This window comes from Streptomyces sp. NBC_00388, from assembly GCF_036061255.1.
Lineage (GTDB): Bacteria > Actinomycetota > Actinomycetes > Streptomycetales > Streptomycetaceae > Streptomyces.
Genome location: NZ_CP107948.1, coordinates 6,492,596 through 6,517,591, shown reverse-complemented (window position 1 = coordinate 6,517,591; position 24,996 = coordinate 6,492,596). Strand labels below are relative to the sequence as shown.

The window sequence follows — 24,996 nt, the reverse complement described above, 5'->3', positions numbered from 1 at the left end:
CGTTGCCGCCCCACCGGCTCCTCCGTCCCGTTCCCCGTACTCACCCTCAAGGATGCCGCCATGCCCCGCCGCAGATCACGCCTCTCCACGCTCGCCGCCGCCGGCACCGTCCTCACCCTGGCCGCCGGGCTCAGCGCCTGCGGCAGCAGCGATGACGCGTCCGGCTCATCGGGCACCGTCGCCAAGGGGTCGGTGGTCATCGGCGCGTTCTCGAACGGCGCCGCCAGGAAGACCGTCCTGGACGTCCCCGAAGTGGCCGCGATCCGGGCACACCTGCCCAAGTCCGTGACTGCCGACGGCAAGCTGACGATCGGGCTCGGCATGCTCCCGGCGGGCTCGGCGCCCCTGGGATACGTGGGTGACGACCAGAAGACCCTGACCGGGTCCGAGCCGGACCTCGCCCGGCTGATCGCCGCGGTCCTCGGTCTGCAGCCGGACGTGAAGAACTCGACCTGGGAGAACCTGTTCGTCGGGATCGACAGCGGGCGCACCGAGGCGGGCTTCTCCAACATCACGGACACCGAGGAGCGGAAGAAGAAGTACGAGTTCGCCTGCTACCGGCAGGACAACCTCGGCTTCGAGGTGCGCAAGGACTCCGACTGGAACTTCGACGGCACGTACAAGAGCCTGGCGGGCAGAACCGTCGCGGTCGGAGCGGGCACCAACCAGGAGAAGCTCCTGCTGGAGTGGCGGGACAAGCTGGCGGCCGAGGGCAAGAAGCTGACAGTGAAGTACTACCAGGAGAGCAACAGTACTTATCTGGCGCTGAACTCGAAGAAGATCGACGCCTACTTCGGCCCGAACCCGAGCCTCTCGTACCACATCACCCGTACCGCCTCCACCCCGCAGGCCACCCGCAGCGCGGGCACCTTCTCGGGTGCCGGAGTCTCGTTGCAGGGCCTGATCTGCGCGACCGCCAAGAAGGACAGCGGCCTGGCCAAGCCCCTGTCCGAGGCCATCAACTACCTGATCAAGAACGGTCAGTACACCAAGTGGCTGCGGACATGGAACCTCGGGAACGAGGCCGTGAAGAGCGCCGAGGTCAACCCGCCCGGCCTGCCGGCCACCAACTCCTGAGCCCTGCCGCCACCCGCCCGGCGCGAGGACGTACGCGCGCCTCACCCCGCAGCGCGTGCCGCGGAGATGTCCCCAGCGAGAAGAGAAGGCGCCCCATGTCCACCGGCATCCAGCCGCCGCAGCACCTCCCCCTGCCCGCGCCGGGTCCGGCCGCCGGACCCGACCCCGCACATCTGCTGGACAACGCCGCCTGGGCGGCGCTCACCGGGCCGCACCGGCGGTTCGCCGAGACGGTCGGTTCCGCCGCGCGGTACCGGACGGACGTGGCGCCCTTCGTCGCGCTTGCGGATCCGGCGTCCCCGCAGGCCTGGGACGACCTGGCCGTACTGGTCGGCCCCGGTGAAGAGACCGCGGTCACCGGGGTCACGGCCGTACCGGACACCTGGGAGACGGTCCGCAGCGGCGCGGGAGTGCAGCTCGTCGCCGACACGCTGCGCACGGCATCCGACCCGGAGGCCGTGCGGCTGACACCGTCCGATGTGCCCGAGATGCTGGACCTGGTGGCACGGACCCGGCCCGGCCCCTTCCTCCCCCGCACCATCGAACTGGGCGCGTACTGGGGGATCCGGCGCGGCGGACGGCTGGTGGCGATGGCCGGTGAGCGGCTGCGCCCACCCGGCCACACCGAGATCAGCGCCGTCTGCACGGACGCCGGACACCGGGGCCAGGGGCTCGCCTCCCGGCTGGTACGCCATGTGGCGGACGGCGTCCGCGAGCGCGGGGACACACCGTTCCTGCACGCGGCGGCCGAGAACGAGAACGCCGTCCGGCTCTATCTGTCGATGGGCTTCAGGCTGCGCCGCCGCAGTCTGTTCGTCGTGGTCCGGGTCCCCGGCGGCAACTCCCCTCCCGTACCGGGGAGTTGACCAGCCGCAGACCGGCCGCCGCTCCCCCGCACCCCCCGCCGCCCCTCAGGAAAGGCACCTCGCGGACATGTCCCCCTCTCCCTCCCCTTCCTCACCCCCCGGCCCCCTGCATCTCGCCGTCGCACTGGACGGCACGGGCTGGCACCCCGCCTCCTGGCGGGAGACCGTGTCCCGTCCCGGCGAACTCCTCACCGCCCGCTACTGGCTGGACACCGTGCAGGAGGCCGAGAGCGGTCTCCTCGACTTCGTGACCTTCGAGGACGCCCTGTCGCTCCAGTCCACCGACCCGGCCGGTGACGACCGGCGCACCGACCAGGTCCGGGGCCGGCTGGACGCCGTGCTGACGGCGTCCACCGTGGCACCGCTGACGCGCCACATCGGACTGGTCCCGACCGCGGTGGTCACTCACACCGAGCCGTTCCACCTCGCGAAGGCCATCGCGACCCTGGACCACGTCAGCGCGGGGCGGGCAGGCGTCCGCGTACGGGTCTCCGCCTCACCGCAGGAGGTGGCGCACTTCGGGCGGCGGCAGCTGCCGGACGTCACGCCCGGGGAGGCCGGGGCTGCCGACCGGGAGAAACTGGCCGCCGAGCTGCTCGGTGAGGCCGCCGACTATGTCGAGGTGCTCCGCAGGCTCTGGGACAGCTGGGAGGACGACGCGGAGATACGTGACGTCGCGACCGGCCGGTTCATCGACCGCGCGAAGCTGCACTACATCGACTTCCGGGGCGACCGGTTCAGCGTCAAGGGCCCGTCCATCACTCCGCGCTCGCCACAGGGCCAGCCCCTGGTGACCGCGCTGGCGCACGGGTCCGTCCCGTACGGACTCGTGGCGAGGTCCGCCGACGTCGGGTACGTCACCCCGCACGACGCCGCAGGAGCGCGGGCCGCCGCCGGGGAGATCCTCGCCGCCCGGGACGCGGCCGGACGGCACGAGGACACCGTCCACGTCTTCGGGGACCTGGTGGTCTTCATCGACGAGAGCGCCGCCGCAGCGAAGGACCGCAGACAGCGTCTCGACGACACGGCCGGCGCCCCGCTGACCAGCGACGCCGAAGTGTTCACCGGCACCCCCGCCGAGCTCGCCGGCCTGCTCCTCGACTGGCAGCGCGCGGGCCTGACGGGATACCGGCTGCGCCCCGCCGTGACCGGTCACGACCTGCCCGCCATCACCCGGGGGCTGGTCCCCGAACTCCAGAGCCGGGGCGCCTTCCGTCGCGCCTACGAGGCCGACTCGCTGCGCGGGCTGCTCGGCCTGGCCAGGCCCGCCAACCGCTACGCCCAAGTCCGGGCCGGAGGACAGTCATGAGCGGCACCCAGAAGCAGATCCATCTCGCGGCCCACTTCCCCGGGGTCAACAACACCACGGTCTGGAGCGACCCCGAGGCCGGCAGCCAGATCGACTTCGCCTCCTTCAGCCACTTCGCACGCACCGCGGAACGGGCCCGATTCGACTTCCTGTTCCTGGCCGAGGGTCTGCGGCTGCGGGAGCAGGGCGGCGAGATCTACGACCTGGACGTGGTCGGCCGCCCGGACACCTTCGCCGTGCTCGCGGCGCTCGCCGCGGTGACGGACCGGATCGGACTGGCCGGCACGATCAACTCCACCTTCAACGAACCGTACGAGGTGGCACGGCAGTTCGCTTCGCTGGACCATCTGTCGGCCGGCCGGGCCGCGTGGAACGTCGTCACCTCCTGGGACGCCTTCACCGGGGAGAACTTCCGGCGCGGCGGCTTCCTCCCCGAGGAGGACCGCTACACGCGCGCCGAGCAGTTCCTGCGCACCGCCTGGGAGTTGTTCGACTCCTGGGCGGACGGCGAGGTGCTGGCCGACCGGGAGAGCGGACAGTATCTCCGTACGCCGGACGCAGGTACGTTCGCCCACCGCGACCAGCACTTCGACATCGCGGGCCGGTTCGACGTGCCGCGCTCCCCACAGGGCCGGCCGGTGATCTTCCAGGCCGGCGACTCGGACCAGGGTCGGGAGTTCGCGGCCGCCACGGCGGACGCGATCTTCAGCAGGCACTCCGCGCCGGAGGCGGGCCGCGCCTTCTACCGCGACGTCAAGGGGCGGCTGGCCCGCCACGGGCGCACACCGGAAGAGCTGCTGATCCTGCCCGCCGCCACCTTCGTGCTCGGCGACACCGACGCCGAGGCGGAGGAGCGCGCCCACGAGGTGCGGCGCGGCCAGGTCAGCGGACAGACCGCGATCAAGTTCCTTGAGCACGTCTGGAACCGGGACCTGTCCGGCTACGACCCGGACGGTCCGCTGCCGGAGATCGACCCCGACACCGGGGAGCACACACGGGCGCGCGGCCGGGCCAGCGTGCGGATGGTGCGTGACCCGCTGGCCACGGCGTCCGAGTGGCGGCAGCGTGCGAAGGCGGAGGGGCTCTCCATCCGTGAGCTGGTGATCGAGACCAGCGCGCGCCAGACGTTCATCGGTTCGCCCGCCACGGTCGCCGAAGCGGTGAACGCCGCCGTGCAGAGCGAGGTGTCCGACGGTTTCATCCTGGCGCCGCATCTGGTCCCCGGCGGCCTGGACGAGTTCGCGGACACGGTGGTCCCGCTGCTGCAGGAGCGCGGGGTGTTCCGTACCGAGTACGAGGGGGTGACGCTCCGCGATCACCTCGGGCTGCGCGTCCCGGACCGCCTGCCGCGGGTCCGCTGAGGTCCGGGGACACCGAGTGGGGGGGGCGGGCACCGGCGCCGGGGGCCCGGTCAGTACGCGGCGCCTGGCGTCAGGTGTTCACGCAGGACCGTGCGCAGGGCGATGGGCTCGCGGCCGAGCAGGGTGGTCAGCGTCGCGTCGACGGTGCTGAATTCGCCGGCGCGGCTCGCCGCGAAGATGCCCAGCAGCTGCTCCGCCGGCCCGGCGGGAACGCCATGGCCCACCAGCTGCTCCCGGTAGTGGCTGTCGGGAACGGTGGTCCTGGTGAGGGTGCGGCCCGTGACCTCGGCGGCGAGGCGCGCGATGTCCCCGAAGGTCAGCGCCTGCGCCCCGGTCAGCGGCGGCGTGGGCCCGTCGAAGCAGCCCTCGTCGGCCAGGATGACCGCGGTGGCCTCGGCGAGGTCGGCGTGCGCGGTCCAGGCGACAGAGCCGTCGGCGGGCAGCGCGAGGTCACCGGACTCCAGCCCGGGACCTGCCAGTTGAAGCGCGCTGGCGGCATAGAAGCCGTTCCTCAGCGACGTGAACGGCACGCCGGACGCGCGCAGCGCATCCTCGGTGGCGGCGTGGTCGCGGCAGGCCTGGAAGTGCGACGAGGCGCCCGCGCCCATCTGGCTGGTGTAGAGAATGCGGCGGGCGCCCGCGGCGACGGCTCCGTCGATCGCGGCGCGATGATCCCGCACGGTCTCCTCACCCATCTTGTCGACAGACACGATCAGCACCTGCGAAGCGCCCTCGAAGGCGTGGGCGAGGCTGTCCGCGTCGGTGAAGTCGCCGCGCCGCACCCGTACACCCCGGTCGGCGAAGGCCCGGGCCTTCTGCGGGTCGCGGACGCTCACCCCGACCCGGCCGGCGGGGACGCGCGTCAGCAGCCTCTCGACGATCCGTTGTCCGAGCTTTCCGGTGGCCCCAGTCACGACGATCATGATTCTCCCCAGCGGTAGTTCCATTGGAATCAATTTCAAGGTATCACCGATATTATCGAGGGAACAGTTCGAGCGGTATCGTTGATACATGCCATCACGCCCATCAGTCAGGGACGGCTCGGCCCCCATCGAGTCCGACGCCACAGCCACCGACGCGGCAGCCGCAGACCGGGATCCCCGGCAGCGGGTCATCGAGGCAGCCGCCGATCTGCTGGCACGCGAGGGCCGCGACGCCGTCACCACTCGCGCGGTCGCCGTCGCAGCAGGCCTGCAACCCCCGGCCATCTACCGGCTGTTCGGCGACAAGGCGGGCCTCCTCGACGCGGTGTCGGAGTACGGCTTCGCCTCGTTCCTCGCAACCAAGCAGGGCAGGCGCACCGAACCCGAACCGCAGGACCCCATCGAGGACCTGCGGGCGGGATGGGACCTGGCGGTCGAGTTCGGCCTGGCCAATCCCGCCCTGTACTCCCTGATGTACAGCGAACCCACCAGGGAAGCGTCAGCCGCCTTCCAGGCCGGGATGAAGATCCTGATGGGCCGCATCCGGCGCCTCGCCGCCGGCGGCTGGCTCCGCGTCGACGAGGAGCTCGCGGCCGCGCTCATCCACGCGACGGCGCGCGGCGCTGTGCTCACCTGGCTGTCGACGCCCGAGGATCGGCGCGACCCGGCGCTGCTGAGCACGCTGCGGGAGTCCATGGTCGCCGCCGTGACCAACGAGGAGCCGGCCGTACGGACCGCAGGCCCGGCGGGCGCCGCCCGCGCTCTGCAGGCCGCACTCCCCGACCAGACGACGCTCAGCGGCGCGGAGCAGCATCTGCTCGGGGAGTGGCTGACCCGCCTCGCGTCCGACGGCTGAGGCATCGCCACCCCGGCCCGCGGTCACGCCACCAAAAGGATCAGCCCACCCCGCCGCCGAGCCCGCCGAGCCGCAGCATCCCGTTCCTCTCGGCCGAGCCGGGGAAGCGGCCGGCCCGCTCGGCCTTGCGGCCTCCGAAAACGGTTCAGGGCCGGCCTCACCGAGGCGGGAAAGGACGCCCCCCCATGGGCAGGTCATGGAGGGCGAGTTCGGGGGCCGCAGCCGGATCCAGAACCCGGCCCACCAGGGCTCGCCACTGCGCAGGGCCCTCCCGCCGTGCGACTCCGCGCTCGGATGACAGCAAGCCGCGGCCGGGAATTCCGCCACGCCACCCCGCCCGCTGAGCCGCCACACCCCCGCTCCTCTCGACCCAAGCTCGACCGAAGAGTGAGCGCCTCGGAGGCCCATCGCACCGCGATCGACAGAACAGCCCTCAGGCGCCCCGGGCCGGCGAAGTACCGGACGGCAGCCCCCTGCGGGCGCGTGGGGGTGGTGCTGTTCACACCACCTCGCGTGAATCCAGCCATCTTGACCCCCTGGTGGCGCTCACCCCGTCGGCGGCATTGGCCAGAAAGACACTTTCGAGCAAAGAAACAAAAAAGTGGAACCCATGAATCCGTCAAGAACCGGACTCAGGGCCATCCCTATGTCCCTTTTATGCAAATTTTGAGGGCTCATGATCAGACCGTAAAGAAGAGGTCAAGCGAAATGATCAAGCAACGAGGAGAAAGATCGCTTCCCTGGACAACTAATCTCCGGTCATGAAAAGGTAATAACGAATTCACGGGGGAAGTGACAGCAATTTGCGAACCATCCGGTATCGGAGTGAACGCAAAAGCAGTTGCTTGACAAGGCGGCCGTCTGCCCTGTGGGTGACATGCGGGGTTGAATGCAGATCCCGGCGCCTTTGCATCAAGCGCCGGCCCTGCACAAACCCCTCGGTTCCGTGTCCTGCAGTAGCCGTTGAATGCAAGCCCTGGTGCAAGCCAGAGGCGCGAAGGGGAAAAATGAAGAAGAAGTTCGTCGCTGCGACCGGAGTCGCTCTGGGCGGTCTCGCCCTGGTGATCAGCACTCAGGGTTCCGCGCAGGCCGCGGCTCCGACCGCGGACGTCTCCGCTCAGGTCTCGGCCAAGCAGAACGATGACGTGCACCCGCAGGCGATCGGGGGCCTGGCGAAGCTGGCAGGCAAGGCGGCTGTCCACGTGAAGGCCGCGTGCCCGTCCGTCGCGAGTGCGGCCGGCAAGGTTGCCGGTGACTTCCTTGGGCTCCGCGTCACGCCGGCCGAGAAGACCAGCAACATCAACGAGATCGACACGGTCTTCGACAAGTGACACAACACATCATGGTCAGGAGGGCAGCGCTGATTTTCGGCGCTGCCCTCCTGGGCGCCTACTTCCTGCTCGCATCCTTTTCCCAGACCCCCCTCACCCCGGTCAAGGTGAAGTACTACGACCAGGTCAACGCGGTCATGCAACCCTATTTGGCGCAGAACTGGATGCTCTTCGCCCCGAACCCGATGTCGGAAGACCGGGGAATCCTGTCACGGGCCAGGTGCGCCGACGGCACAGTGACAGACTTCTACGACGTCACACAGCCCTATGTGGAAAAACTCCAGCACGACCGTTTCTTCCCGTCACGCGTAAGCCGGCTGGTCAGTGGGACCATCACGCAGCTGGACAACGGTGATCCGCTTTTGCAGAGGCTGAGGGACACCAGGAAGGAAAAAAAGAAGAAGCAGCTTCCTCTTCTGCCGTACGAGAAGACATCACAGGACCAGGCCGAGAGGTTCATGTCCCGGTACTCGCTCGCGCAGATGCCGGGCGTGTGCGACGGGCACCCTGCCGCGGTCCAGGTACGCGCGTACCTGCATGAGCTGCCACCGTGGTCCAAACGCAAGGATGCTTCCGCCACGGGGACCACAAAATATCAGGACCTGGCCTGGCGAGAGGTAGGCGAAACGAAATGAGGAGGGTATCGGCCCGAATCGACGGATGGGCATCAAGCCCCGTGAGCGTGGTCGGTGTATCAGGGACCAGAGTCCTCCTCGGATTCATCGGCCTCATGTTCTATGTGAGCCAGTACGGCGACCGCGGGTTCCTGTTCGGCCCGGACAGTGTCCTTCCGTGGCATGAGTTCACTGAACGTGTCGCGGCCAACGGCTCCTTCAGTCTCTACGCCCTCAGCTCGTCCGACGCCTGGTTCCAGGTGATCTTCCACTTGGGGATCGTCGCCGCGCTGATGGTCATGCTGGGCATAGGGGGGAGGGCAGGACTTGCTGTCCACTGGATTTTCCTGTGGTCGATATATGAGCGCCAGACGGTCCTGCTGGATGGCGGCGACAACCTCGCCTATCTCGTCGTCCTCATGCTTCTCCTGACACGCTGCTACGACCGATTCTCATTCCCCACCGGGATCGGCGAGAAGATCGTGGCCCGCCTCCCCGGCCACGTACGTGCCATAGGGGCCCCACTGCACAATATCGGCGTGGTCGGGATCGCTCTCCAAGTGTGTCTGGTCTACGTCGTTAGCGGCCTCTACAAGGTGCAAGGCCAGATGTGGCAGGACGGCACGGCACTCTTCTACGTCCTCAGAGTTCCGGAATTCAGCTTCCCCGCCCTGTCTCACTTTGTGTACGAGAATGATTTCCTCGTCTTCTCTGGGACCTACGTGACCGTGCTCTTCCTCGTCTACTTCCCCCTGGGCGTCCTGGTGCCGGCCCTTCGGCCGTGGGCCGCCGTCATGTCGATCGGTTTCCACCTGGGGATCGCCCTTCTCATGGGGCTGACTGGATTCGCGCTGACCATGGTGGCCTGCGATCTGGTCTTCCTGAGCAGGGGGCTCGACGAAGCGATCTCCCTGGCTGGCCGGCTGCTCCGGAGGGTTCGTTCACACACCGACAGAGGAAGTGCGCCGGGCGGGAGTTCGCCCGGCGGAAAAGACCTCTCCGCGTCCCCGCCGGCTGTGGAGAGAGTCGGTTAGCCGCCCCGCCGTGACCCGCCCCCTCACCAGTGCGACGCACAGCCCTGTCTCATCGAGAAACAGAACTGCCATCGACGTTCCTCCACTTCACGGCTCACATGCGGCAGCGCATCCAGGGGTCTGCATTTCGAACCGCGACGCAATCCCGTCGTCGGCCAAAGGATCGGATCCAGTACGCATTCCAGGAGGTAACGGGCATATCCCTGCATGGCCGGAAGGGCCACTGCGCGGGGCCCGCCCTGACATGATCGGGCCCCGCCGGCAAGAGGGGGAGCCGCCCGGCCCCGGAGCCGTGCGCATCCCGGAGTTGTCCCCCGACGATGCACGCGCCACCGGTGCGGCCCAGGTCGCGGGGACGGGCACACCCCTGTCCGTGATCGAGGAACGGAGCTCGGAATTGGGAACCTCATTCCCCCAGGACAACGATCGGCCAGGCAGCATGATCGGCCTGTTCTGGATAGAGGAATCCAGGGTGTGCCTCGGCGCGCCCCCGATCGAAGAAGCCCCCGGCGTGTACCTCTCCCCTGCCGGGCTGTCGGTCACCGGGCCCGGACAACGTGTCTGGGCCTGGGAGGAGATCACCGATATCCAGGTCCTGGACGTGCCGGTGCGGTCGGCTGCCGTCCGCTGGGCGACCCGGGTGACGACGGTCGTCGCTGCGGCCCTTGACGCCTGGGTACCTGGCAGTCCGGCACGGATGACCGTAGTGGTGCACACCCGGGACGAACGCGTCGGGACACCGGTCCTCTCCGCCGCGGCTGTCGCGTACACGCAGCGGGAAGTCGACCTTTCGCTCGGCCTGCTCGCCCACTTCGTCCGCGGCAGTGCCTCACCGTCCACCCTGACCCAGTGGTGGACGGAGAACCGGCCGGACGAACTCCTGCGCTCACGCCACCGGGAGAGAGCCCTGGAAAGCCGGCTGGCCCCCCTGCTGTGAACCGGCGCAGATCCGTTACCCCCTCCCCCGCGTCACGATTGCCGTCCCGTTCCCTTCCATGAAGAAAGAGGGTTGCCTCAGCCATGGGCGACACCGCCATGAACAGCACCGCGGCCGGCGCCACCGAACTCCGTGCCGTGCTGGCCTACGACGGGGACTGCGGCTTCTGCCAGGCCGCCGTCCGGCAGATCCAGCTCCGGGCCCGCCCCCGGACGAGGGCCGTCACCTGGCAGACCCTCCCACCGGAACTGACCCGGCCCCACCTGAAGCGCCTGGACAGGGAAGTGCTGCTGTTCGACGGGGGCCGAGTGAGCTGCGGCGGCTCCCCTGCCATCGCCGGATTCCTCGGCTCGTCCCCGGCCCGGCTGTACCGGGTCGTCGGGCGCTGCCTGCGGCTTCCCCCCATCAGCCTGGCAGCACACGTCATCTACCGGACAGTGGCCAGGAACCGACATCGCATGCCCGGCGGTTCAGCAGCGTGCGCGCTGCCCCGCACCACCGACTGAAAGCGCGCCATGCCCCAGGTACCCACCTGCATTCTCAGCAGCTCCCAGGCCCCCCGGGTCAGCCACGGCCACGCCCTCGACCGCTTCGTCCAGATCGGCTCACTGACCAAGCCACTCACCGGGACCCTGCTCGCCCAGCTGGCATCAGCAGGGGTGGTCCAGCCGGGCGACCCGCTCGACCAGTACCTGCCCGTGCCCGCCGGGACCGGCATCACTCTGCGGCACCTCGCGGAGCACACGGCCTCGCTGCCCCGGGTTCCGCCAGGTCTGCGACGACGCGACCCGTACGCCGGCTTCGGTCCCGAAGCCCTGAACGGCGTCCTGGAACATCTCGACACCCTCACCACCGGCCCTCCGGGAGGCGAGGCGGACTACTCCAACCTCGGCTACGCCATCCTCGGTGCGGCACTCTCCGCTGCGGCGGGCGCGCCGTACGAGGAGCTCCTGAACCGGTACGTGCTGGCCCCCCTGGACATCACCGAGGTCACTTCGGACCCGCCGCACGACGAGCGGCTCAGCGGACGCGGGTTCCTGGGCCGTCCCCTCCGTCCCTGGACCATGAGCAGCGCGATCCTGCCCGCCGGAGGACTGTGGGCCACCCCGCGCGAGACCGCACGTCTGGTGACAGCGCTCCTCGTCGAACGCAAGCTGGGTGAACCCGCGCTGTCCTGGCAGACGTCCGGCCGCCTGCGCTGGCACAACGGCGCCACCCGCGACGCCTCCGTCTTCGCGGGTGCCCTGGATGACGGCACCTGGGTCGTGGTCCACCGCCTCTCCGGGAAGCCGGCGCCGACCGAGGACATAGCTGTCCGGATCCTGAAGGACGCGGCCGCCGAGCCATCCGGCTGAGAGGAGCCGGACGCCGCCGGCGAACGAGTGGTGCGACCGGGGGTGGCCGGGGTGGCTGACGAGCAGCCGTCCGGCGGCCCTCGAAGGTGCTGCCGGAAAGCGTTCGGAGCAGCCTTCCGGCGCAGGTCCGGCGGATCCGCCCTGGACCGCGGGATCGACAGAAACGATCAAGGGCCGGTTTCGGATTGCTCCGAAACCGGCCCTGACCTCGACTCTCACGAGTCGGGACGACAGGATTTGAACCTGCGACCCCTTGACCCCCAGTCAAGTGCGCTACCAAGCTGCGCCACGTCCCGATGCCGATCCGGCCCGGGGCTTCCCCGGCCGATCGCGCACCGAAACAATACCGCACTCCAGCTGGTGATCACGAACCCGATTGCACGGCCGGCCACACGGTCGGCCCGTTTGACCTCAAGTGCGCTTGATGTTGGATCGTCGGCCGCATGGACACAGACCTGAACCGGCTGATGGCCCTCATGACGGGCGACGAGAAGCACGGCCCTGCGGCGACCTCGACTCTGGACGCGCTCTGGGTGCTGTACGACCGGGTTCTGCGGGTCACGCCGCAGACCGCCTCAGCGCCGGACCGTGACCGCTTCCTGCTGTCGAAGGGGCACGGCCCCATGGCGTACTACGCGGTCCTCGCGGCGAAGGGGTTCTTCCCCGAGGAACTGCTCGCGGGCTTCGGCTCGTACGACTCACCTCTCGGCCACCACCCCGACCGGCTGCTCGTGCCCGGCGCCGAGATCGGCAGCGGATCACTCGGGCACGGACTTCCGCTGGCCGTGGGCACTGTGCACGGGCTGCGGGCGCAGCGCCTCACCGCGCCGCGGGTGTGGACGCTGATCGGGGACGCCGAGCTGGACGAGGGCTCGGTGCACGAGGCCATCGCGTACGCGGGGCCCGCCGGGCTCGGGCAACTGCACACCGTGGTGATCGACAACGCGTCCGCGAGCCACGGGGTCCCCGGCGGGATCGCGGCCCGTTTCGAAGCGGGCGGGTGGTCGGTCCTGACCGTCGACGGCCGGGACCACGAGCAGTTGTACGCGGCCTTCACCGCACCGCATCCGGGCCGGCCGCACGCCGTGGTCGCCCGTGTCGAGCCCAAGGACACCTGAGCGCGACCCGCGGGACCAGCCGGCAGGACCACCCGAGAGGAATGTGTCATGGACAACATGCGAGAGCGCTTCGCCGCCACCACGTCGCGGCTGCTGGACGAGGACCCGCGGATCGCCGTCGTACTGGCCGAGATCACCCGCGACGGTTTCGCCGGCGCGGCGCGCGCCCACCCCGACCGGGTGGTCAATGTGGGGATCCGGGAGCAGCTGCTGATCGGTACGGGTGCCGGGCTGGCGCTGACCGGGATGCGCCCGGTCGTGCACACGTTCGCCAGCTTCCTGGTCGAGCGCCCCTTCGAGCAGATCAAGCTGGACCTCGGCCATCAGGGCGTCGGCGCCGTGCTGGTGAGCGCCGGGGGTTCGTACGACTGGCCGGCCGGCGGCTTCACCCACATGTCACCGGGCGATGTGGCCCTCCTCGACACCCTCGACGGCTGGACGGTGCACGTACCCGGCCACCCCGACGAGGCCGAGGCCCTGCTGCGCCAGGCCGTGCGCGGGGACGACCGGGTGTACGTACGGCTGTCGCTGCAGGCCAATCAGCGTCCTCAGCCGGTCACCGGAGTCGGCTTCCACACGATGCGGGAGGGCCACGGCGGGGTGGTGGTGGCGGTCGGGCCGATGCTGGACGCGGTCATGGCGGCGACCGAGGGCATGGACGTCGCCGTGCTGTACGCGGCGACCGTGCGGCCCTTCGACGGCGCCGCTCTCCGCAGGGCCGCCGACGCACCCGGCCGGGCCGACGTGGTGCTGGTCGAGCCCTGCCTGGCCGGCACGTCGACAGCGGCCGCGAACGACGCCCTGGCCGACCGGCCGCACCGGGTGCTCGGCCTGGGGGTCGGCAGGAAGGAGCTGCGGCGGTACGGCCGGATCGGCGAGCATGTCGCCGCGCACGGGCTGGACGCGGCGTCGCTGCACCGGAGCATCACCGCCTTCCTGGCGGGGCCGGGCGCACCACAGGGGTGAGCCCCGCGAGCCGGTCCGTAGTCCGGCTCGCAGTCCGGCTCGCAGTCCGGCTCGCGAGCCGCGGCCCGGTGTCCCGGCGGGTCACCCCGGCGGGTCACCCCGGCGGATCACCCCGTGCGCTGCTGGCCCCGCTCGAAGTATTCGACGAGCGCCGGTTCGAGCGGGGGCACCCTGCGCGGGGTTCCGCCGTCGCGGAGCGAGTCCGTGGCCCGGACCCCGGCGGCCACCGCCATCCGCGCGGCCACCGGTGAGGTGTCGGTACGGCCGCCCTCACGGACGAACCGCAGGAACTCGTCCATGAGGAGCGGGTCGGCGCCGCCGTGGCCCGCCTCGTCCTGCGCCTCCGGGACGGGGTGGATCTCGTCCGCGTCCTCCCGGTAGACGGAGCGGCGGGTGTTCCAGACCTTCACCGTGCTGCCCGGTCCGTCGCCGAAGTTCTCCAGGCGGCCCGCGTCGCCGATGACGGTGTAGTTGCGCCAGTAGTCGGGGGTGAAGTGACACTGCTGGTAAGAGGCGAGCACGCCGTTGTCCAGGCGCATGTTCAGCAGGGAGACGTCCTCGATGTCGATGACGGGATTGAGTCCGCGCTGGGTGTGCGGCGGCCAGTGTCCGTCCCTGGTGTACCAGTCGGCGGCCTTGGGCTCACCGGGCTCGCGGCGGTGCGGGTTGTCGCCGTAGACCATCAGGTCACCCATCGCCTGGACGTCGCGTGCGTACCCGCCCGCCAGCCAGTGCAGCACGTCGATGTCGTGGGCGGCCTTCTGGAGCAGCAGCCCGGTCGTGTACTGCCGCTCGGCATGCCAGTCCTTGAAGTACCAGTCGCCGCCGTAGCCGACGAAGTGCCGGACCCAGACGGTCTTGACCTCACCGATCGTGCCGGCGGCGATGAGGTCGCGCATCAGCCGGACGACCGGCATGTGGCGCATGTTGTGGCCGATGTAGAGGCGGGTGCCGGTCTCGTACGCGGTGCGCAGGATCTCGTCGCACCGCTCGACCGTGATGTCGAGGGGCTTCTCGACGAAGACCGGTTTCCCGGCGCGCAGCGCTTCGCAGGCCAGGCCGGCGTGGGTGTGGTCAGGGGTGAGCACCAGGACCGCGTCGATGTCGGGATCCTCGACGACCTTGTGGTGGGCGGAGGAGATCAGGGCATCGGGGAAGGCCGTGGCCGCCTCCGTACGGGCCGCCGGGTCGGGGTCGGCGAGTGCGGTGACACGCGAGCCGGCTCCCGGGCGGTGGGCGGTGCGGGCGATGCTGCCGCGCAGGCCGTAGCCGAGGACGCCGATACGGAGGTCGGACATGGGCTTCCTTCGCTGGTGCGGGTGGAGCGGATCTTCCGGACTGGCCCTACGGGTGGACGGCGACCTGGGCGAGACCGACGCGGCCGGTACCGGTGAGCTGGATCCTCACGTACCGGGTGTCGGTGTCCAGGTCCAGCACGGTGGGCCGCAGCGCCTTGCCGCTGACGTGGACGGCGCCCTTGTCCGTGCGTACGTCGAAGCCGGCCGTCGTGGTCGACGCGTCGTTCCAGATCTCGACCCGGCCGACATGGTGCACCGCCCCGAGATCCACCTGCCACCAGGCGCCCGGCTCCGAGAGGGTCCGGGTGTCCGTCGAGGTGTCACCGTCGACGGCGAGTGCGGCGGCGGCCCCGTCGGTGGACGACTGGGACGCGGTGCCGGTGCGGGCCAGGTCCGGGCTGAGCTGCTCGACGGGGCCGCGGTGCGCCCCGGCCGCGGAGGCGGTCCGCACCGCGGCGGCCGGGAGCCGGTCCAGGCGGGTGTGGTTCCCGGACATGGTCGAGCCCGTCCCCGCGATGGCGGGCGCGTCGGTGTCGACCCAGTTCCCGCGGGCGGTGTTCTGGATGCCGTAGTCGGCCCAGTTGGAGACCCACTTGTAGCCGAGCCGGGTCAGGACGTTGTTCTCGACGGTGATGTACGAGGACTGCTCGTCGAGGTAGATGCCGTTCCCGTCGCGCTCGGTGTTGCCGTAGGCGGAACGGTTGATGTAGTTCCCGGAGATCACCGTGCCGGGCTGGGCGCCCTGGGTGTAGATCGCGCCGCCGTCGTGCTGGGCGTCCTTGACCTGCATGACGTTGGTGATGCGGTTGTCGGTGATCCTGTTGTCGCGCAGTACCGACTTCTGCGACTCGGGCTGGTTCCAGCCCCAGCCGACCGAGATACCGGAGTAGGGAAGCTGGTCGAGGGTGTTGTGGTCGACCGTGAGCCCGGCTTCGTAGCCCGCCCAGACACCGGCCGCGTCGGTGTACTCGACGGCGGCACGGGTGACCGTGTTGTAGGCGAACGTGTTGCGCTCACCGGCCAGTCCGGGCGCAGGCACCGGCTCCGTGTCACCGATGTACGCGGCGCCCGACGACAGGTCGCTGAAGTCGGAGTGGGTGATCCCGGAGTCCTTCGTACCGGCTTCGAGAATCGCACCGGCCCCGCCGAGGTGGGTGAAGGACGCCCCTTCGACGGTGATGTGGCGGCCGCCCCGCACGGTGAGCGCGGCCGACGGCTTGGTGTAGTAGCGGCCCGCGTGGTCGGCGGGGCCGGTGGCACCGGTCAGGGTGAGACCGGCCTGCGTGCCGGCGTATCCCTCGCCGGTGTCCGGCTGGTGGTAGGCGGCGTACGCGAAGCCGATGCCACGGACGTGGACGTCGTGCGCGCCATCGATCGTCATCAGCTGCTCGGTGGCGGGTGTGACGGCCGTGGCGCGCCGCATGTTCTCGCCCTTGCGCGGCAGGTAGGTGATGGTGTGCGCCGCCGAGTCGTGCACGAACTCACCCGGCTGGTCGAGGAGTTCGGGAGCGTTCTCGAAGAAGGCGACACCCGGGTAGCGTGCCGAGTCGACCGTCGTGGAGTCCCAGGCAGGGCCGGTGCGGTCCGTGCCGCTCGCCGAGTTGGTCCAGCAGGGCTGGGCGAAGGTCAGGTTGTCGCCGCTGACCCCGGCGATCCGGCAGTGGTAGTTGCGCCAGCGGACCTTGATGACGGCCTCGGCATCCGTCGGCCGCTTCCAGCCGGCGATCCCGGTGGCCTTCGCGCCGGTCATGCCCGTCTTCGTCGCGTCGCAGACGCCGGCCGCGCAGGCTTCGCCGCGGGCGGGGGTGGCCCGGACACCGTCCACGAAGAGCTGGCGCGGTGTGATGCCGTCGGGTACCCGGGCGGTCCAGGCCCCGCCGGAGGTCTTCGTCCAGCCGGTGACCGAGCGCCCGCCGGAGAGGACGGGCCGGGCGCCGGGCGCGGCGGTCCAGGTGGTGCCGGAGTCGGCCGCGGTGAGCTCCAGGGCCGCGCCGCGGTGGTACGTACCCCCGGTGAGCCGCACGGTCACGCCGTGGCCGTGCAGGGTCCTGGCCTTGTCACGAGCGCCGTCCAGGGAGCAGGGGCGGCTGTGCGTACAGGACGCCCCCGCACCGTGCGGTGCCGCGTACAGGGTGTCGGTGTGCGCCGGGCGGGCGGCCTGCGCGAGGGGCGCGGTGGCGAGCAGGGCGGCGACGGCAGCCAGCGCCGTACCGATGTGCCGGGCGGCAGGACGGTGGGTGGTGCGGCGGGTCATGCGGCAGCCTTCCAGTCGGGGTGGCCGGGCATCGGCGGGTTGGTGGCGCCGAACAGCCAGTCGCGCAGAAACCGGTCCAGGCCCCGGTCACCCGTGACATCGACCGTGTGCCGGATGAACTTCTCGCTGGTGCAGGTCGAGTCCTTGAGGCGCCGGACCCACTCGCGCATGATCCGGTCGAAGGTCCGCTGCCCGACCTGCTGGTTGAGCGCGTACAGGACGAGCGCCCCGCCGTCGTAGATGTTGGCGCCGCCGAGTGCCCTGGGCAGCCCGGGCGGGCCGTCCTCGGCGCGGACCGCGTCGAGCGTCCCGTAGGTGGCCTTCATCTTGTCCGCGACGACCGACCAGCCGCGCTCCTCGCTGTACACGGCGGCGTAGTAGGTGGCGGGCCCTTCGTTGAGCCAGGCCTGCTGCCAGTCGTGCGGGGTGACCGAGTCGCCGAACCACTGGTGGGTCAGCTCGTGCACCATGGTGTTCTCGTACGCCGGGTTGCCGTCGGCGTTGGGCTTGAACCAGTTGGTGCCCATCAGCGTGAGGGTCTGGTTCTCCAGCGCGTCGGTGTATCCGTCGTAGATGTGGACCCCGTACGTGGAGAACGGGAATCGGCCGAACCTCGCCTCCAGCCAGGCCAGATGGTCGGCGGTGCGGGCCACGACCGGTGCGTAGGTGTCCTCCTGGCCCTCCGGCACGATGTGGCGCAGCGGCAGACCGGTGTGGCTGCTGCCGTACAGGTAGGTGCCCTTGACGACCGCGATGCCGAGCAGCTCGGTGGGCATCCGTTCGCGGAGTGCGAAGTGCCAGACGGCCGAGCCGTCCGCGCGCGGGGACTTGTGCAGCAGCTCGCCGTTGGCAGCGGCCACGTAGCCCTGCGGCGCGCTGATGTGGAAGGCCCAGGTCGCTTTGTCCGACGGGGTGTCGTTGCAGGGCAGGAAGGTATCGGCGCGGGACGACTGCACCGCTGCGGCGAATCCGCCCTCGCTGCCGAAGACCCAGCCGTTCAGGCCGAGCCGCTTGGCCTTGCCGTTGCCGTGGTAGCGGATCTCCACGGTGAAGGGCCGGCCGTCGTGCAGGGGGCGGACCGGGGTGACCGTCAGCTCCTGGCCGCTGCTGCCCGCCGAGAGCTGCCACGGGGCGGTGCGGCCGTCGACGGTGACCGCCTCGATGGTGTGGCCGTCGGTGTCCAGATTGAAGGCGGACAGGTCCTGGGTGGCCCGCGCCGATATCCGCACGGCGGCCGTGAAGTCGTAAGTGACGGGTGTGAAGTCGAAGGTCAGGTCGTAGTGGGTGACCTGGTAGCCGCCGTTGCCGAGGGTCGGGAAGAGCGGGTCGCCGACACCGCTGGACCCGGCCACCGGATCGAAGGAGCGGGCCAGGGCGGGGGCGCCGAGTACGGGTACGGCCGCGGCGGCGGCCACCGCCGTGCCGCCGAGCTGGAGGACGGTGCGCCGGGTGGTCACTTCTTCCCCTTCTGGACAGCCTCTTCGAACTCGCGACGCGCCTGCTCGGCGCCCTTCGCCAGGTACTCCTTGGTCAGCCGGTCGTAGTACGACATGGGCTTGCGGCCGGAGACGATGTCCTTCAGGCCGTCCTGCTTGAGCGTGTAGAGGCTGCCGTAGCCCTTGGAGTCCCAGGTGGGCGAGGAGACCTTGAGGGTCGGGTCCTGCTCCATGACCGGGATCATCTTCGCGTACGCCTCGTGGACGTACCGCACGCCCTTCTCGGTGTCGGTGCTGAACACCGCCGGGACGGCGGACGCGAGCATCTTCCAGGGGACCGTGACGTCCTGGCTGCCCTTCTTGGTGAGGATCGGGTTGCCCTTCGCGTCACGGGTGAAGTCGGTGCCCTCGACGCCGTAGTTCATCAGCGTGTACTCCTCGCTGCCGAAGGGCGATGCGGCGAAGTCGGCGAGCGCGAGGAGTTGCCTCACCCGCTCGGGGGCTGCCTTCCTGATGTGGGTGTTCTGGAGTGCGACGTTGTCCATCCAGGCGATGGCCTTGTCGCTGAACGGGGTGATGGGCCGGGGGTCGTACTTCTTGTCGACGGCCGCCATGGCCGCCACGTATCCGGTGCTGGGGGTGTAGTACGACGGCATCCCGTCGTACACATAGGCGCCCTTGCCGTTCTTGAACATGTCGGTGTACTGGGACTTCTGCGCGCCCGACATGCCGATCGTGCCCGGGTAGTAGCAGCCCGCCTTGTACAGCGTGCGCGCCGTCTCGATCGCCTGGCGGTACTCGTCGGTCTCCAGGTCCGTCACGAACTTGCCGGTCCTGGAGTCCATCCGCCAGCTGTAGGGCGCCCCCGCCGACATGGCGAGCAGGTTGTTGGCGCCCGCGATGATGGCGTACTGGTCCTTCTTCGGGCGGGTCAGCTCCTTGCAGACCTCGACGAACCTGTCGAGGCTGGTGATCTCGTCCAGGCTGGAGATCCCGACCTCGGCGAAGAGGTCGTGGCGGTAGAAGCCGGCACCGCCCGTGCCCATCCGGGAGATCGGTATACCGAAGAGCTTGCCGCCGAAGATGCCGCCCTGCCAGGCCGCCTGCGGAATGGCCGCCAGGTTGGGGTAGTCCTTGACCTTCTCGCCGGCCAGGAACGGCGTCAGGTCGGCGCACTTGGCAGCCAGGAAGGCGGCCTTGTTGTCGACGCCGCCGGTCTCCGGATACATGAAGATGTCCGGCAGGGTGTCGCTGGCGACCATCGTGGTGAACTTGGTCGAGTAGTCGTCGGTCGGGACCGCGGTGAGGTCGACCCGCCCCCCGAGCAGCTTCTCGATGGCCTGCCAGGCGGCGTTCTTGCCGCGTGCCGGAGGGGGCGGCGAGAAGGTCTCCATCGCGGCCGAGATCCGCTTCGCGCCCTTGAGCACCTGGCCCTTGGTGGCGCGGGGCGTACTGGCCGGGTAGGTGAAGAAGGCCTGCGGTACTCCCGCGGCGGTGCCCGGCAGGCCGGGCTTGAGGCCGATGTTGCGCACCGCGGTGGCCGGCAGCAGGCTCGCGCTCTTGGTCTCGGCCTCGGCCGCGGTCCCGCCGTCGCCGCAGGCGGCGAGAAGCGGGGTCGCGGCGAGGCCCAGGCCGAGGCCCGCGCCCATGCGGAAGAGTGCTCTGCGGTTGATCGGGGTGGAGCTCGGCACGGACATCTCCTTGAGAGAAGGGAGGGAAGGCCGGGGGGTGGCGGAGGCGGGAGCCCGGCTCAGCCCTTGATGGCGCCGGTGAGCACGCCCTTGGTGAAGTAGCGCTGGACGAACGGGTAAACGAGCAGGATCGGTACGACGGCGACCACCAGGACGCCCATCTGCACGGCCTCCTGCGGGGCGACGCTCTCGCCCGCCGCGGCGCCGCTCAGGCTCTGGCCCTGCAGCACGAAGGTGCGCAGCACCATGGGCAGCGGCCATTTGTCCGAGTCCTGGAGGTACAGCAGCGAGTTGAAGAAGGCGTTCCAGTACGCGACGGCGTAGAAGAGGCCGACGACCGCGATGACCGCCTTGGAGAGGGGGAGGACGACCTGGAGCAGGATGCGGAAGTCCCCTGCGCCGTCGACCCGCGCCGCGTCGTACAGCTCCTCGGGCAGGTTCATGAAGAAGGCGCGCAGCACGACCAGGTTGAAGGCGCTCATCAGGGTGGGGATGACCAGTGCGGCGTACGTGTTGTAGAGGCCGAGCTGGTTGACCAGGAGGAAGTTCGGGATGATGCCGGCGTTGAACAGCATGGTGAACAGAGCCGTCATCAGGATGAAGCGGGAGCCGGTGACGCTGCGGCGGGAGAGGCCGTAGGCCATGCCGATGGTGGCCAGCAGGCTGGCCGCGGTCCCGAGGACCGTGATGCCCACGCTCACCAGGAGCGCCCGGCTCACGACGCCGCCCGTGAAGATGGTGCGGTACGCGTCGAGTGTCGGGTGGTCGGGCCACAGGACAAGACCGGTGGACTTGATGATGTCGGTCTGCGAGGCGAAGCTCGTGCCGATCACCCCGAGCAGCGGGTAGGCCACGGCGAGCACGACGAGGACCAGGACGATGCCCTTGCCGGTGAGACCGAGCCGGGTGGGCCGCTCCATCCACGGCGGACGTCCGTCCGACGGCCTGATCACGGGCGCCGCAGCAAGGGGCGCCGCGGTGACGGGGGCTTTCGCCGGTGACTTCTCAGCTGTCCGCACCGCGGTACACCCCTTCATGGCCGAGACGGTGGGCGAACTTGTTCGCGCCCAGGACGAGGACGGTCCCTACGACTGCCTTCACGAGGCCGACAGCCGCCGAGATGCCCCACTGGTTGTCCTTGATGCCGTGGTAGTAGACGTAGGTGTCGAGCACTTCGCCGGAACCGGGACCGACCGCGTCGCGCTGGAGCAGGATCTGCTCGAAGCCGACGGAGAGGATCTGGCCGAGGTTCAGGATCAGCAGCAGGATGATCACCGGGGCGATGCCGGGGAGCGTGACGTGCCACAGCCGGCGCCAGCGGCTCGCGCCGTCGATGGCCGCGGCCTCGTACTGCTGCTTGTCGATGCCCAGCAGGGCGGCGAGGATGATGATCGTCCCCCAGCCCGCGTCCTTCCAGATGGACTGCAGCGCGATCAGCCAGGGGAAGGCGTTCGGGTCACTCATCATGTCGTAGCGGGGCAGCCCCAGGTCCGCGAGGAGGTCGGGCAGCAGCCCGGCGCCGCCCAGGACCTGCTGGAAGATCGAGACGATGATGACCCAGCCGATGAAGTGCGGCAGATAGACCACGCTCTGGATGAACCGGCGGAGCCGGTCGCTGACAATGCTGTTGAGCAGCAGGGCGAGCGCGATCGGGACCGGGAAGAAGAAGATCAGCTGGACGAAGGCGATCTCCACCGTGTTCACCGTCGCCGACCAGAAGGCCGGGTCGGCGAAGGCGCTGGAGAAGTTGGCGAAGCCCGTCCACGCGCTGTGCATGTACCCGAGATACGGCTGGTAGTCCTGGAAGGCGACCATGTAGCCGAGCAGCGGAATGTAGTGGAACACCACGAAGTACAGCAGGCCGGGCAGGGTCAGCAGCAGCATCACCCTGTCGCGCTTGATCCGCTGCCACAGGGACAGCCGGTGCCGGGCGGCGACAGGTGGTGAGGGTGCTTGGGACTTCCTGCGCCGCTTGTCCAGCGGCATCGGATGTGCTGTTTCAGCCATGGTGCGGTCCTGTTCGGCTGGGGTGGCGCAGAGCGAGCCTTCTGCCGCCGCAACGTAGTAAGCGGTTAACCCCAACGTCAAGAGATCAGAAGAAACGTCTGCGTTACGCGATGTTTCTGCCACCGGGATCGCCCCGACAGGTCCCCAAATAGCGCCGCATAAAGGGCAGATGGCCGCGCGGATCGCTTGACGTTTGCTATCCGGGATCCCTAGCGTGCCGCCCATCAATAGAACGCGTTTACTGTCCGGAGGCAGGGTGCGAACCACTGACAAGGCACCGGCCCAGACCGGTACGGATGAGCCGGACCCGCCCCCGCGGCGGCCCCGGACCGTACTGGCCATGGACCCCGGACTGATCGACGACATCTTCCCGCCAGGGGTCAGGACCCGTCTTGAGGAGTCGGCCGATCTCCATCCTCCGTACGTCATCAGGGAGTTCGGCTCCCCCGACGCCGCCGCCGCTCTGGCCGGCGCCGAGGTGCTGCTCACCGGCTGGGGCTGCCCGCCCATCGACGCCGCGCTGCTGGAGCGGGCGCCGGGGCTGCGGGCCGTCATCCACGCCGCGGGCACCGTCAAGACGTTCCTCGCCCCCGAGGCGTACGCACGCGGGATCGCCGTGTCCTCGGCGGCGGACGCCAACGCGGTGCCGGTCGCGGAGTTCACCCTGGCGGCGATCATCATGGGCGCCAAACGCGCCTTCCCGTTCGCCCGGCTCTTCCGCGACCGCCGTACCCACCGCACCGCCGCCGACCTCGACCGGCAGCACTGGATCGGCACCCACGGCCTCACCATCGGCGTCATCGGCGCCTCCAGGATCGGCCGCCGCGTCATCGAACTGCTCCGGGTGCTCGACGCGGAGGTCCTGCTGTACGACCCCTATGTGAGCCCCGCCGAGGCAGAGTTGCTGGGGGCCGCGTCCACCGACCTCGACACCCTGATGGCGACCAGCGACGTGGTCACCGTGCACGCGCCCGACACCCCCGTCACCCGGCACCTGCTCGACGGGCGGCGGATCGGGCTGATGCGCCCAGGCACCCTGCTGGTCAACACCGCGCGCGGACGCCTGGTCGACACCGAGGCCCTCACCGCGCACCTGGTCAGCGGACGGCTCGACGCCGTACTCGATGTGACCGATCCCGAACCGCTGCCCCCTGGGCACCCGCTGTGGGATCTGCCGAACGTCTTCATCACCCCGCACATGGCCGGCGCCCAGGGCAACGAGGTCGGCAGACTCGGGGCGCTCGCCGTGGACGAACTGTGCCGCTACGCGGGCGGCCTGCCGTTCAATCACCCCGTGCACCTGGCCGACTTGGAGCGAATCGCATGAATAGCCCCGTCCCGCAGGCCATAAGCTCAGCGCCACAGGACGACAACCAGGGGGTGGGCCGGATGCGCCGCCAGACCTCGGCAGCCGACAGCCGACGACGCGCGACCGTCACGGACGTGGCGCGGCTGGCGGAGGTGTCGACCGCGACCGTGTCCCGCGTGCTCAACCGCAACTACCCGGTGGCCGCGGCGACCCGGGAGCGGGTCGAGAAGGCCATGCGCGAGCTGGGCTATGTCGTCAACGCGCACGCCCGCGCCCTGGCCGGGGTGTCGGGGCGCACGGTGGGCATCATCGTCAACGAGCTGATCGACCCCTTCTACGCCTACATCGCACGCGGTGTGGAGCGTGAGGCGAGCCTCGGCGGACGGCTGTGCCTGGTCTGCTGCACCCAGGGCGACCCCACGCGCGAGCTGGCCTTCATCGAGCTGATGCACGAGCGCCGCGCCGACGCCGTGGTCGTCGTCGGCGGCAGCGTCGCCGACCGCGCCCACACCGCCGAACTGGCACGCAGGGCCCGGGATCTGGAGTCCGGTGGCTCGAAACTGGTGCTGTGCGGGCGTCCGCCGCTCGGCGAGGAGGCGCGCGGCGCGGCCGTCGAGTACGACAACGAGGGCGGCGCCTTCGCCATCACCGACCATCTGCTGACCCAGGGCCACGAGCGGATCCTCTACCTCGGCGGGCCGCCGGGGCTCTCGACCACCCGCGACCGGCTCGCGGGGCACCGGCGGGCGCTGGAGCTGCGCGGTGTGTCCCGCGACCCCGAGCTGGAACAGCTCGGCTCGTTCAGCCGCGCCTTCGGACGCCGCAGGATGGCCGAACTCCTGCGGGAGGGACCGGACTTCACCGCCGTCTTCGCGGCGAACGACATCGTGGCCGCCGGGGCGGCCCAGGCGCTGGAGGAGGCCGGTGTCCGGGTGCCGCAGGACATGTCACTCGCGGGCTACGACGACATCCCGGTGGCGCAGGAGCTTCGGCCCCGGCTGACGACCGTGCACATCCCGCTGGAGGAGATGGGGCGCCAGGCCGTGCGGCTCGCGCTGCCCGGCGGCGACGAGGACGAGTGGCGGGAGCCGGCCACCGGCACCGTACGGCTCGGCACTCATCTCGTCGTACGTGATTCCGTGGCCCCGCCGCCCCAGGGCCGCGGTCGCCGGACGTGACCGCTTACTGGGGCCCTGTCCCCAGTTGCCCATAGTAAAAGACAGTAACTTCCCTCATCCTCTTGCGGCTTGATAG

Annotated in this window: 22 protein-coding genes and 1 tRNA gene; 15 read left to right on the top strand and 8 right to left on the bottom strand. The window is 70.0% G+C overall.

The features are described from left to right. The first annotated feature begins 60 nt into the window (after positions 1-60). The 4 genes from OG917_RS29005 to OG917_RS28990 all read left to right on the top strand — a co-directional run bounded on the left by OG917_RS29005 (position 61) and on the right by OG917_RS28990 (position 4,613). On the top strand, positions 61-1,077 hold the full coding sequence (locus tag OG917_RS29005; protein ID WP_328321167.1) for an ABC transporter substrate-binding protein: 1,017 nt from the start codon (positions 61-63) through the stop codon (positions 1,075-1,077). Positions 1,078-1,172: 95 nt separating this feature from the next. Then, complete coding sequence (locus tag OG917_RS29000; RefSeq protein WP_328321165.1) at positions 1,173-1,943, top strand: GNAT family N-acetyltransferase; 771 nt, start codon at positions 1,173-1,175, stop codon at positions 1,941-1,943. A 67-nt stretch (positions 1,944-2,010) separates the two neighbouring features. Further along, positions 2,011-3,252 (top strand): LLM class flavin-dependent oxidoreductase, encoded by a 1,242-nt coding sequence (locus OG917_RS28995; protein ID WP_328321163.1) that lies wholly within the window; start codon positions 2,011-2,013, stop codon positions 3,250-3,252. Next, complete coding sequence (locus OG917_RS28990) at positions 3,249-4,613, top strand: NtaA/DmoA family FMN-dependent monooxygenase (RefSeq protein ID WP_328321161.1); 1,365 nt, start codon at positions 3,249-3,251, stop codon at positions 4,611-4,613. Before OG917_RS28995 ends, OG917_RS28990 begins: the two co-directional genes overlap by 4 nt. A gap of 50 nt (positions 4,614-4,663) precedes the next feature. Here the strand turns inward: OG917_RS28990 and OG917_RS28985 are convergent, their stop codons facing one another. Beyond that, positions 4,664-5,536: an SDR family oxidoreductase gene (locus tag OG917_RS28985; protein WP_328321159.1), complete on the bottom strand. Its 873-nt coding sequence runs from the start codon at positions 5,534-5,536 to the stop codon at positions 4,664-4,666. A gap of 88 nt (positions 5,537-5,624) precedes the next feature. Here OG917_RS28985 and OG917_RS28980 point away from each other — a divergent pair, with 88 nt between their 5' ends. The 7 genes from OG917_RS28980 (at position 5,625) to OG917_RS28950 (ending at position 11,663) form a co-directional block, all read left to right on the top strand. After that, positions 5,625-6,392 (top strand): TetR/AcrR family transcriptional regulator, encoded by a 768-nt coding sequence (locus tag OG917_RS28980; protein WP_328321157.1) that lies wholly within the window; start codon positions 5,625-5,627, stop codon positions 6,390-6,392. 1,007 nt (positions 6,393-7,399) lie between these two features. Continuing rightward, entirely contained in the window at positions 7,400-7,723 is a 324-nt protein-coding gene (locus tag OG917_RS28975; protein ID WP_328321155.1) for a hypothetical protein, read from the top strand. Continuing rightward, a complete protein-coding gene (locus OG917_RS28970; RefSeq protein WP_328321153.1) occupies positions 7,720-8,358 on the top strand; it encodes a DUF5819 family protein in 639 nt (212 codons plus the stop codon). The genes OG917_RS28975 and OG917_RS28970 overlap by 4 nt, the downstream gene beginning before the upstream one ends. Positions 8,359-8,399: 41 nt before the next feature. Further along, a complete protein-coding gene (locus OG917_RS28965) occupies positions 8,400-9,371 on the top strand; it encodes an HTTM domain-containing protein (RefSeq protein ID WP_328321151.1) in 972 nt (323 codons plus the stop codon). Positions 9,372-9,882: 511 nt separating this feature from the next. Further along, positions 9,883-10,308 carry a hypothetical protein gene (locus tag OG917_RS28960; protein ID WP_328321149.1) on the top strand — a complete coding sequence of 142 codons (426 nt, stop codon included), beginning with the start codon at positions 9,883-9,885 and terminating at the stop codon, positions 10,306-10,308. A gap of 83 nt (positions 10,309-10,391) precedes the next feature. Further along, positions 10,392-10,814: a thiol-disulfide oxidoreductase DCC family protein gene (locus OG917_RS28955; protein ID WP_328321147.1), complete on the top strand. Its 423-nt coding sequence runs from the start codon at positions 10,392-10,394 to the stop codon at positions 10,812-10,814. A 9-nt stretch (positions 10,815-10,823) separates the two neighbouring features. Next, a complete protein-coding gene (locus OG917_RS28950) occupies positions 10,824-11,663 on the top strand; it encodes a serine hydrolase domain-containing protein (protein ID WP_328321145.1) in 840 nt (279 codons plus the stop codon). Positions 11,664-11,885: 222 nt separating this feature from the next. Here the strand turns inward: OG917_RS28950 and OG917_RS28945 are convergent. Beyond that, positions 11,886-11,959 (bottom strand) — tRNA-Pro (locus OG917_RS28945). 147 nt (positions 11,960-12,106) lie between these two features. Here OG917_RS28945 and OG917_RS28940 point away from each other — a divergent pair. Together OG917_RS28940 and OG917_RS28935 are read left to right on the top strand one after the other, a co-directional pair. Beyond that, positions 12,107-12,781, top strand: coding sequence for a transketolase (locus tag OG917_RS28940; RefSeq protein ID WP_328321143.1), 675 nt, complete (start codon positions 12,107-12,109; stop codon positions 12,779-12,781). Positions 12,782-12,829: 48 nt separating this feature from the next. Next, positions 12,830-13,747 (top strand): transketolase family protein, encoded by a 918-nt coding sequence (locus OG917_RS28935; protein WP_328321141.1) that lies wholly within the window; start codon positions 12,830-12,832, stop codon positions 13,745-13,747. Between the two features lie 107 nt (positions 13,748-13,854). Here the strand turns inward: OG917_RS28935 and OG917_RS28930 are convergent, their stop codons facing one another. From OG917_RS28930 to OG917_RS28905, 6 genes are all read right to left on the bottom strand, one after another. Continuing rightward, positions 13,855-15,045 (bottom strand): Gfo/Idh/MocA family protein, encoded by a 1,191-nt coding sequence (locus tag OG917_RS28930; protein WP_328321139.1) that lies wholly within the window; start codon positions 15,043-15,045, stop codon positions 13,855-13,857. A gap of 46 nt (positions 15,046-15,091) precedes the next feature. Next, on the bottom strand, positions 15,092-17,299 hold the full coding sequence (locus OG917_RS28925) for a right-handed parallel beta-helix repeat-containing protein (RefSeq protein ID WP_328321136.1): 2,208 nt from the start codon (positions 17,297-17,299) through the stop codon (positions 15,092-15,094). Beyond that, the gene (locus tag OG917_RS28920) at positions 17,296-18,756 is read right to left on the bottom strand and encodes a M1 family metallopeptidase (protein ID WP_328321134.1); all 1,461 of its coding nucleotides are present in this window, start codon (positions 18,754-18,756) and stop codon (positions 17,296-17,298) included. The genes OG917_RS28925 and OG917_RS28920 overlap by 4 nt, the downstream gene beginning before the upstream one ends. After that, entirely contained in the window at positions 18,753-20,426 is a 1,674-nt protein-coding gene (locus OG917_RS28915; RefSeq protein WP_328321132.1) for an extracellular solute-binding protein, read from the bottom strand. The genes OG917_RS28920 and OG917_RS28915 overlap by 4 nt, the downstream gene beginning before the upstream one ends. 59 nt (positions 20,427-20,485) lie before the next feature. Further along, positions 20,486-21,346, bottom strand: a complete 861-nt coding sequence (locus tag OG917_RS28910) for a carbohydrate ABC transporter permease (protein ID WP_328321130.1) — start codon at positions 21,344-21,346, stop codon at positions 20,486-20,488. Positions 21,347-21,431: 85 nt separating this feature from the next. Further along, a complete protein-coding gene (locus OG917_RS28905) occupies positions 21,432-22,433 on the bottom strand; it encodes an ABC transporter permease (RefSeq protein ID WP_328321128.1) in 1,002 nt (333 codons plus the stop codon). A 340-nt stretch (positions 22,434-22,773) separates the two neighbouring features. On the opposite strand from OG917_RS28905, the gene OG917_RS28900 reads away from it, so the two are divergent. Beyond that, positions 22,774-23,760 (top strand): hydroxyacid dehydrogenase, encoded by a 987-nt coding sequence (locus tag OG917_RS28900; protein ID WP_328321125.1) that lies wholly within the window; start codon positions 22,774-22,776, stop codon positions 23,758-23,760. 62 nt (positions 23,761-23,822) lie between these two features. After that, on the top strand, positions 23,823-24,920 hold the full coding sequence (locus OG917_RS28895; protein ID WP_328322264.1) for a LacI family DNA-binding transcriptional regulator: 1,098 nt from the start codon (positions 23,823-23,825) through the stop codon (positions 24,918-24,920). The last annotated feature ends 76 nt before the right edge of the window (positions 24,921-24,996 follow it).

Coding starts and splice junctions, on each gene's coding strand:
- OG917_RS29005 (WP_328321167.1), top strand. CDS start 61: ATGCCCCGCCGCAGATCACGCCTCTCCACGCTCGCCGCCGCCGGCACC.
- OG917_RS29000 (WP_328321165.1), top strand. CDS start 1,173: ATGTCCACCGGCATCCAGCCGCCGCAGCACCTCCCCCTGCCCGCGCCG.
- OG917_RS28995 (WP_328321163.1), top strand. CDS start 2,011: ATGTCCCCCTCTCCCTCCCCTTCCTCACCCCCCGGCCCCCTGCATCTC.
- OG917_RS28990 (WP_328321161.1), top strand. CDS start 3,249: ATGAGCGGCACCCAGAAGCAGATCCATCTCGCGGCCCACTTCCCCGGG.
- OG917_RS28985 (WP_328321159.1), bottom strand. CDS start 5,536: ATGATCGTCGTGACTGGGGCCACCGGAAAGCTCGGACAACGGATCGTC.
- OG917_RS28980 (WP_328321157.1), top strand. CDS start 5,625: ATGCCATCACGCCCATCAGTCAGGGACGGCTCGGCCCCCATCGAGTCC.
- OG917_RS28975 (WP_328321155.1), top strand. CDS start 7,400: ATGAAGAAGAAGTTCGTCGCTGCGACCGGAGTCGCTCTGGGCGGTCTC.
- OG917_RS28955 (WP_328321147.1), top strand. CDS start 10,392: ATGGGCGACACCGCCATGAACAGCACCGCGGCCGGCGCCACCGAACTC.
- OG917_RS28950 (WP_328321145.1), top strand. CDS start 10,824: ATGCCCCAGGTACCCACCTGCATTCTCAGCAGCTCCCAGGCCCCCCGG.
- OG917_RS28940 (WP_328321143.1), top strand. CDS start 12,107: ATGGACACAGACCTGAACCGGCTGATGGCCCTCATGACGGGCGACGAG.
- OG917_RS28935 (WP_328321141.1), top strand. CDS start 12,830: ATGGACAACATGCGAGAGCGCTTCGCCGCCACCACGTCGCGGCTGCTG.
- OG917_RS28930 (WP_328321139.1), bottom strand. CDS start 15,045: ATGTCCGACCTCCGTATCGGCGTCCTCGGCTACGGCCTGCGCGGCAGC.
- OG917_RS28925 (WP_328321136.1), bottom strand. CDS start 17,299: ATGACCCGCCGCACCACCCACCGTCCTGCCGCCCGGCACATCGGTACG.
- OG917_RS28910 (WP_328321130.1), bottom strand. CDS start 21,346: ATGGAGCGGCCCACCCGGCTCGGTCTCACCGGCAAGGGCATCGTCCTG.
- OG917_RS28905 (WP_328321128.1), bottom strand. CDS start 22,433: ATGGCTGAAACAGCACATCCGATGCCGCTGGACAAGCGGCGCAGGAAG.
- OG917_RS28900 (WP_328321125.1), top strand. CDS start 22,774: ATGGACCCCGGACTGATCGACGACATCTTCCCGCCAGGGGTCAGGACC.
- OG917_RS28895 (WP_328322264.1), top strand. CDS start 23,823: ATGCGCCGCCAGACCTCGGCAGCCGACAGCCGACGACGCGCGACCGTC.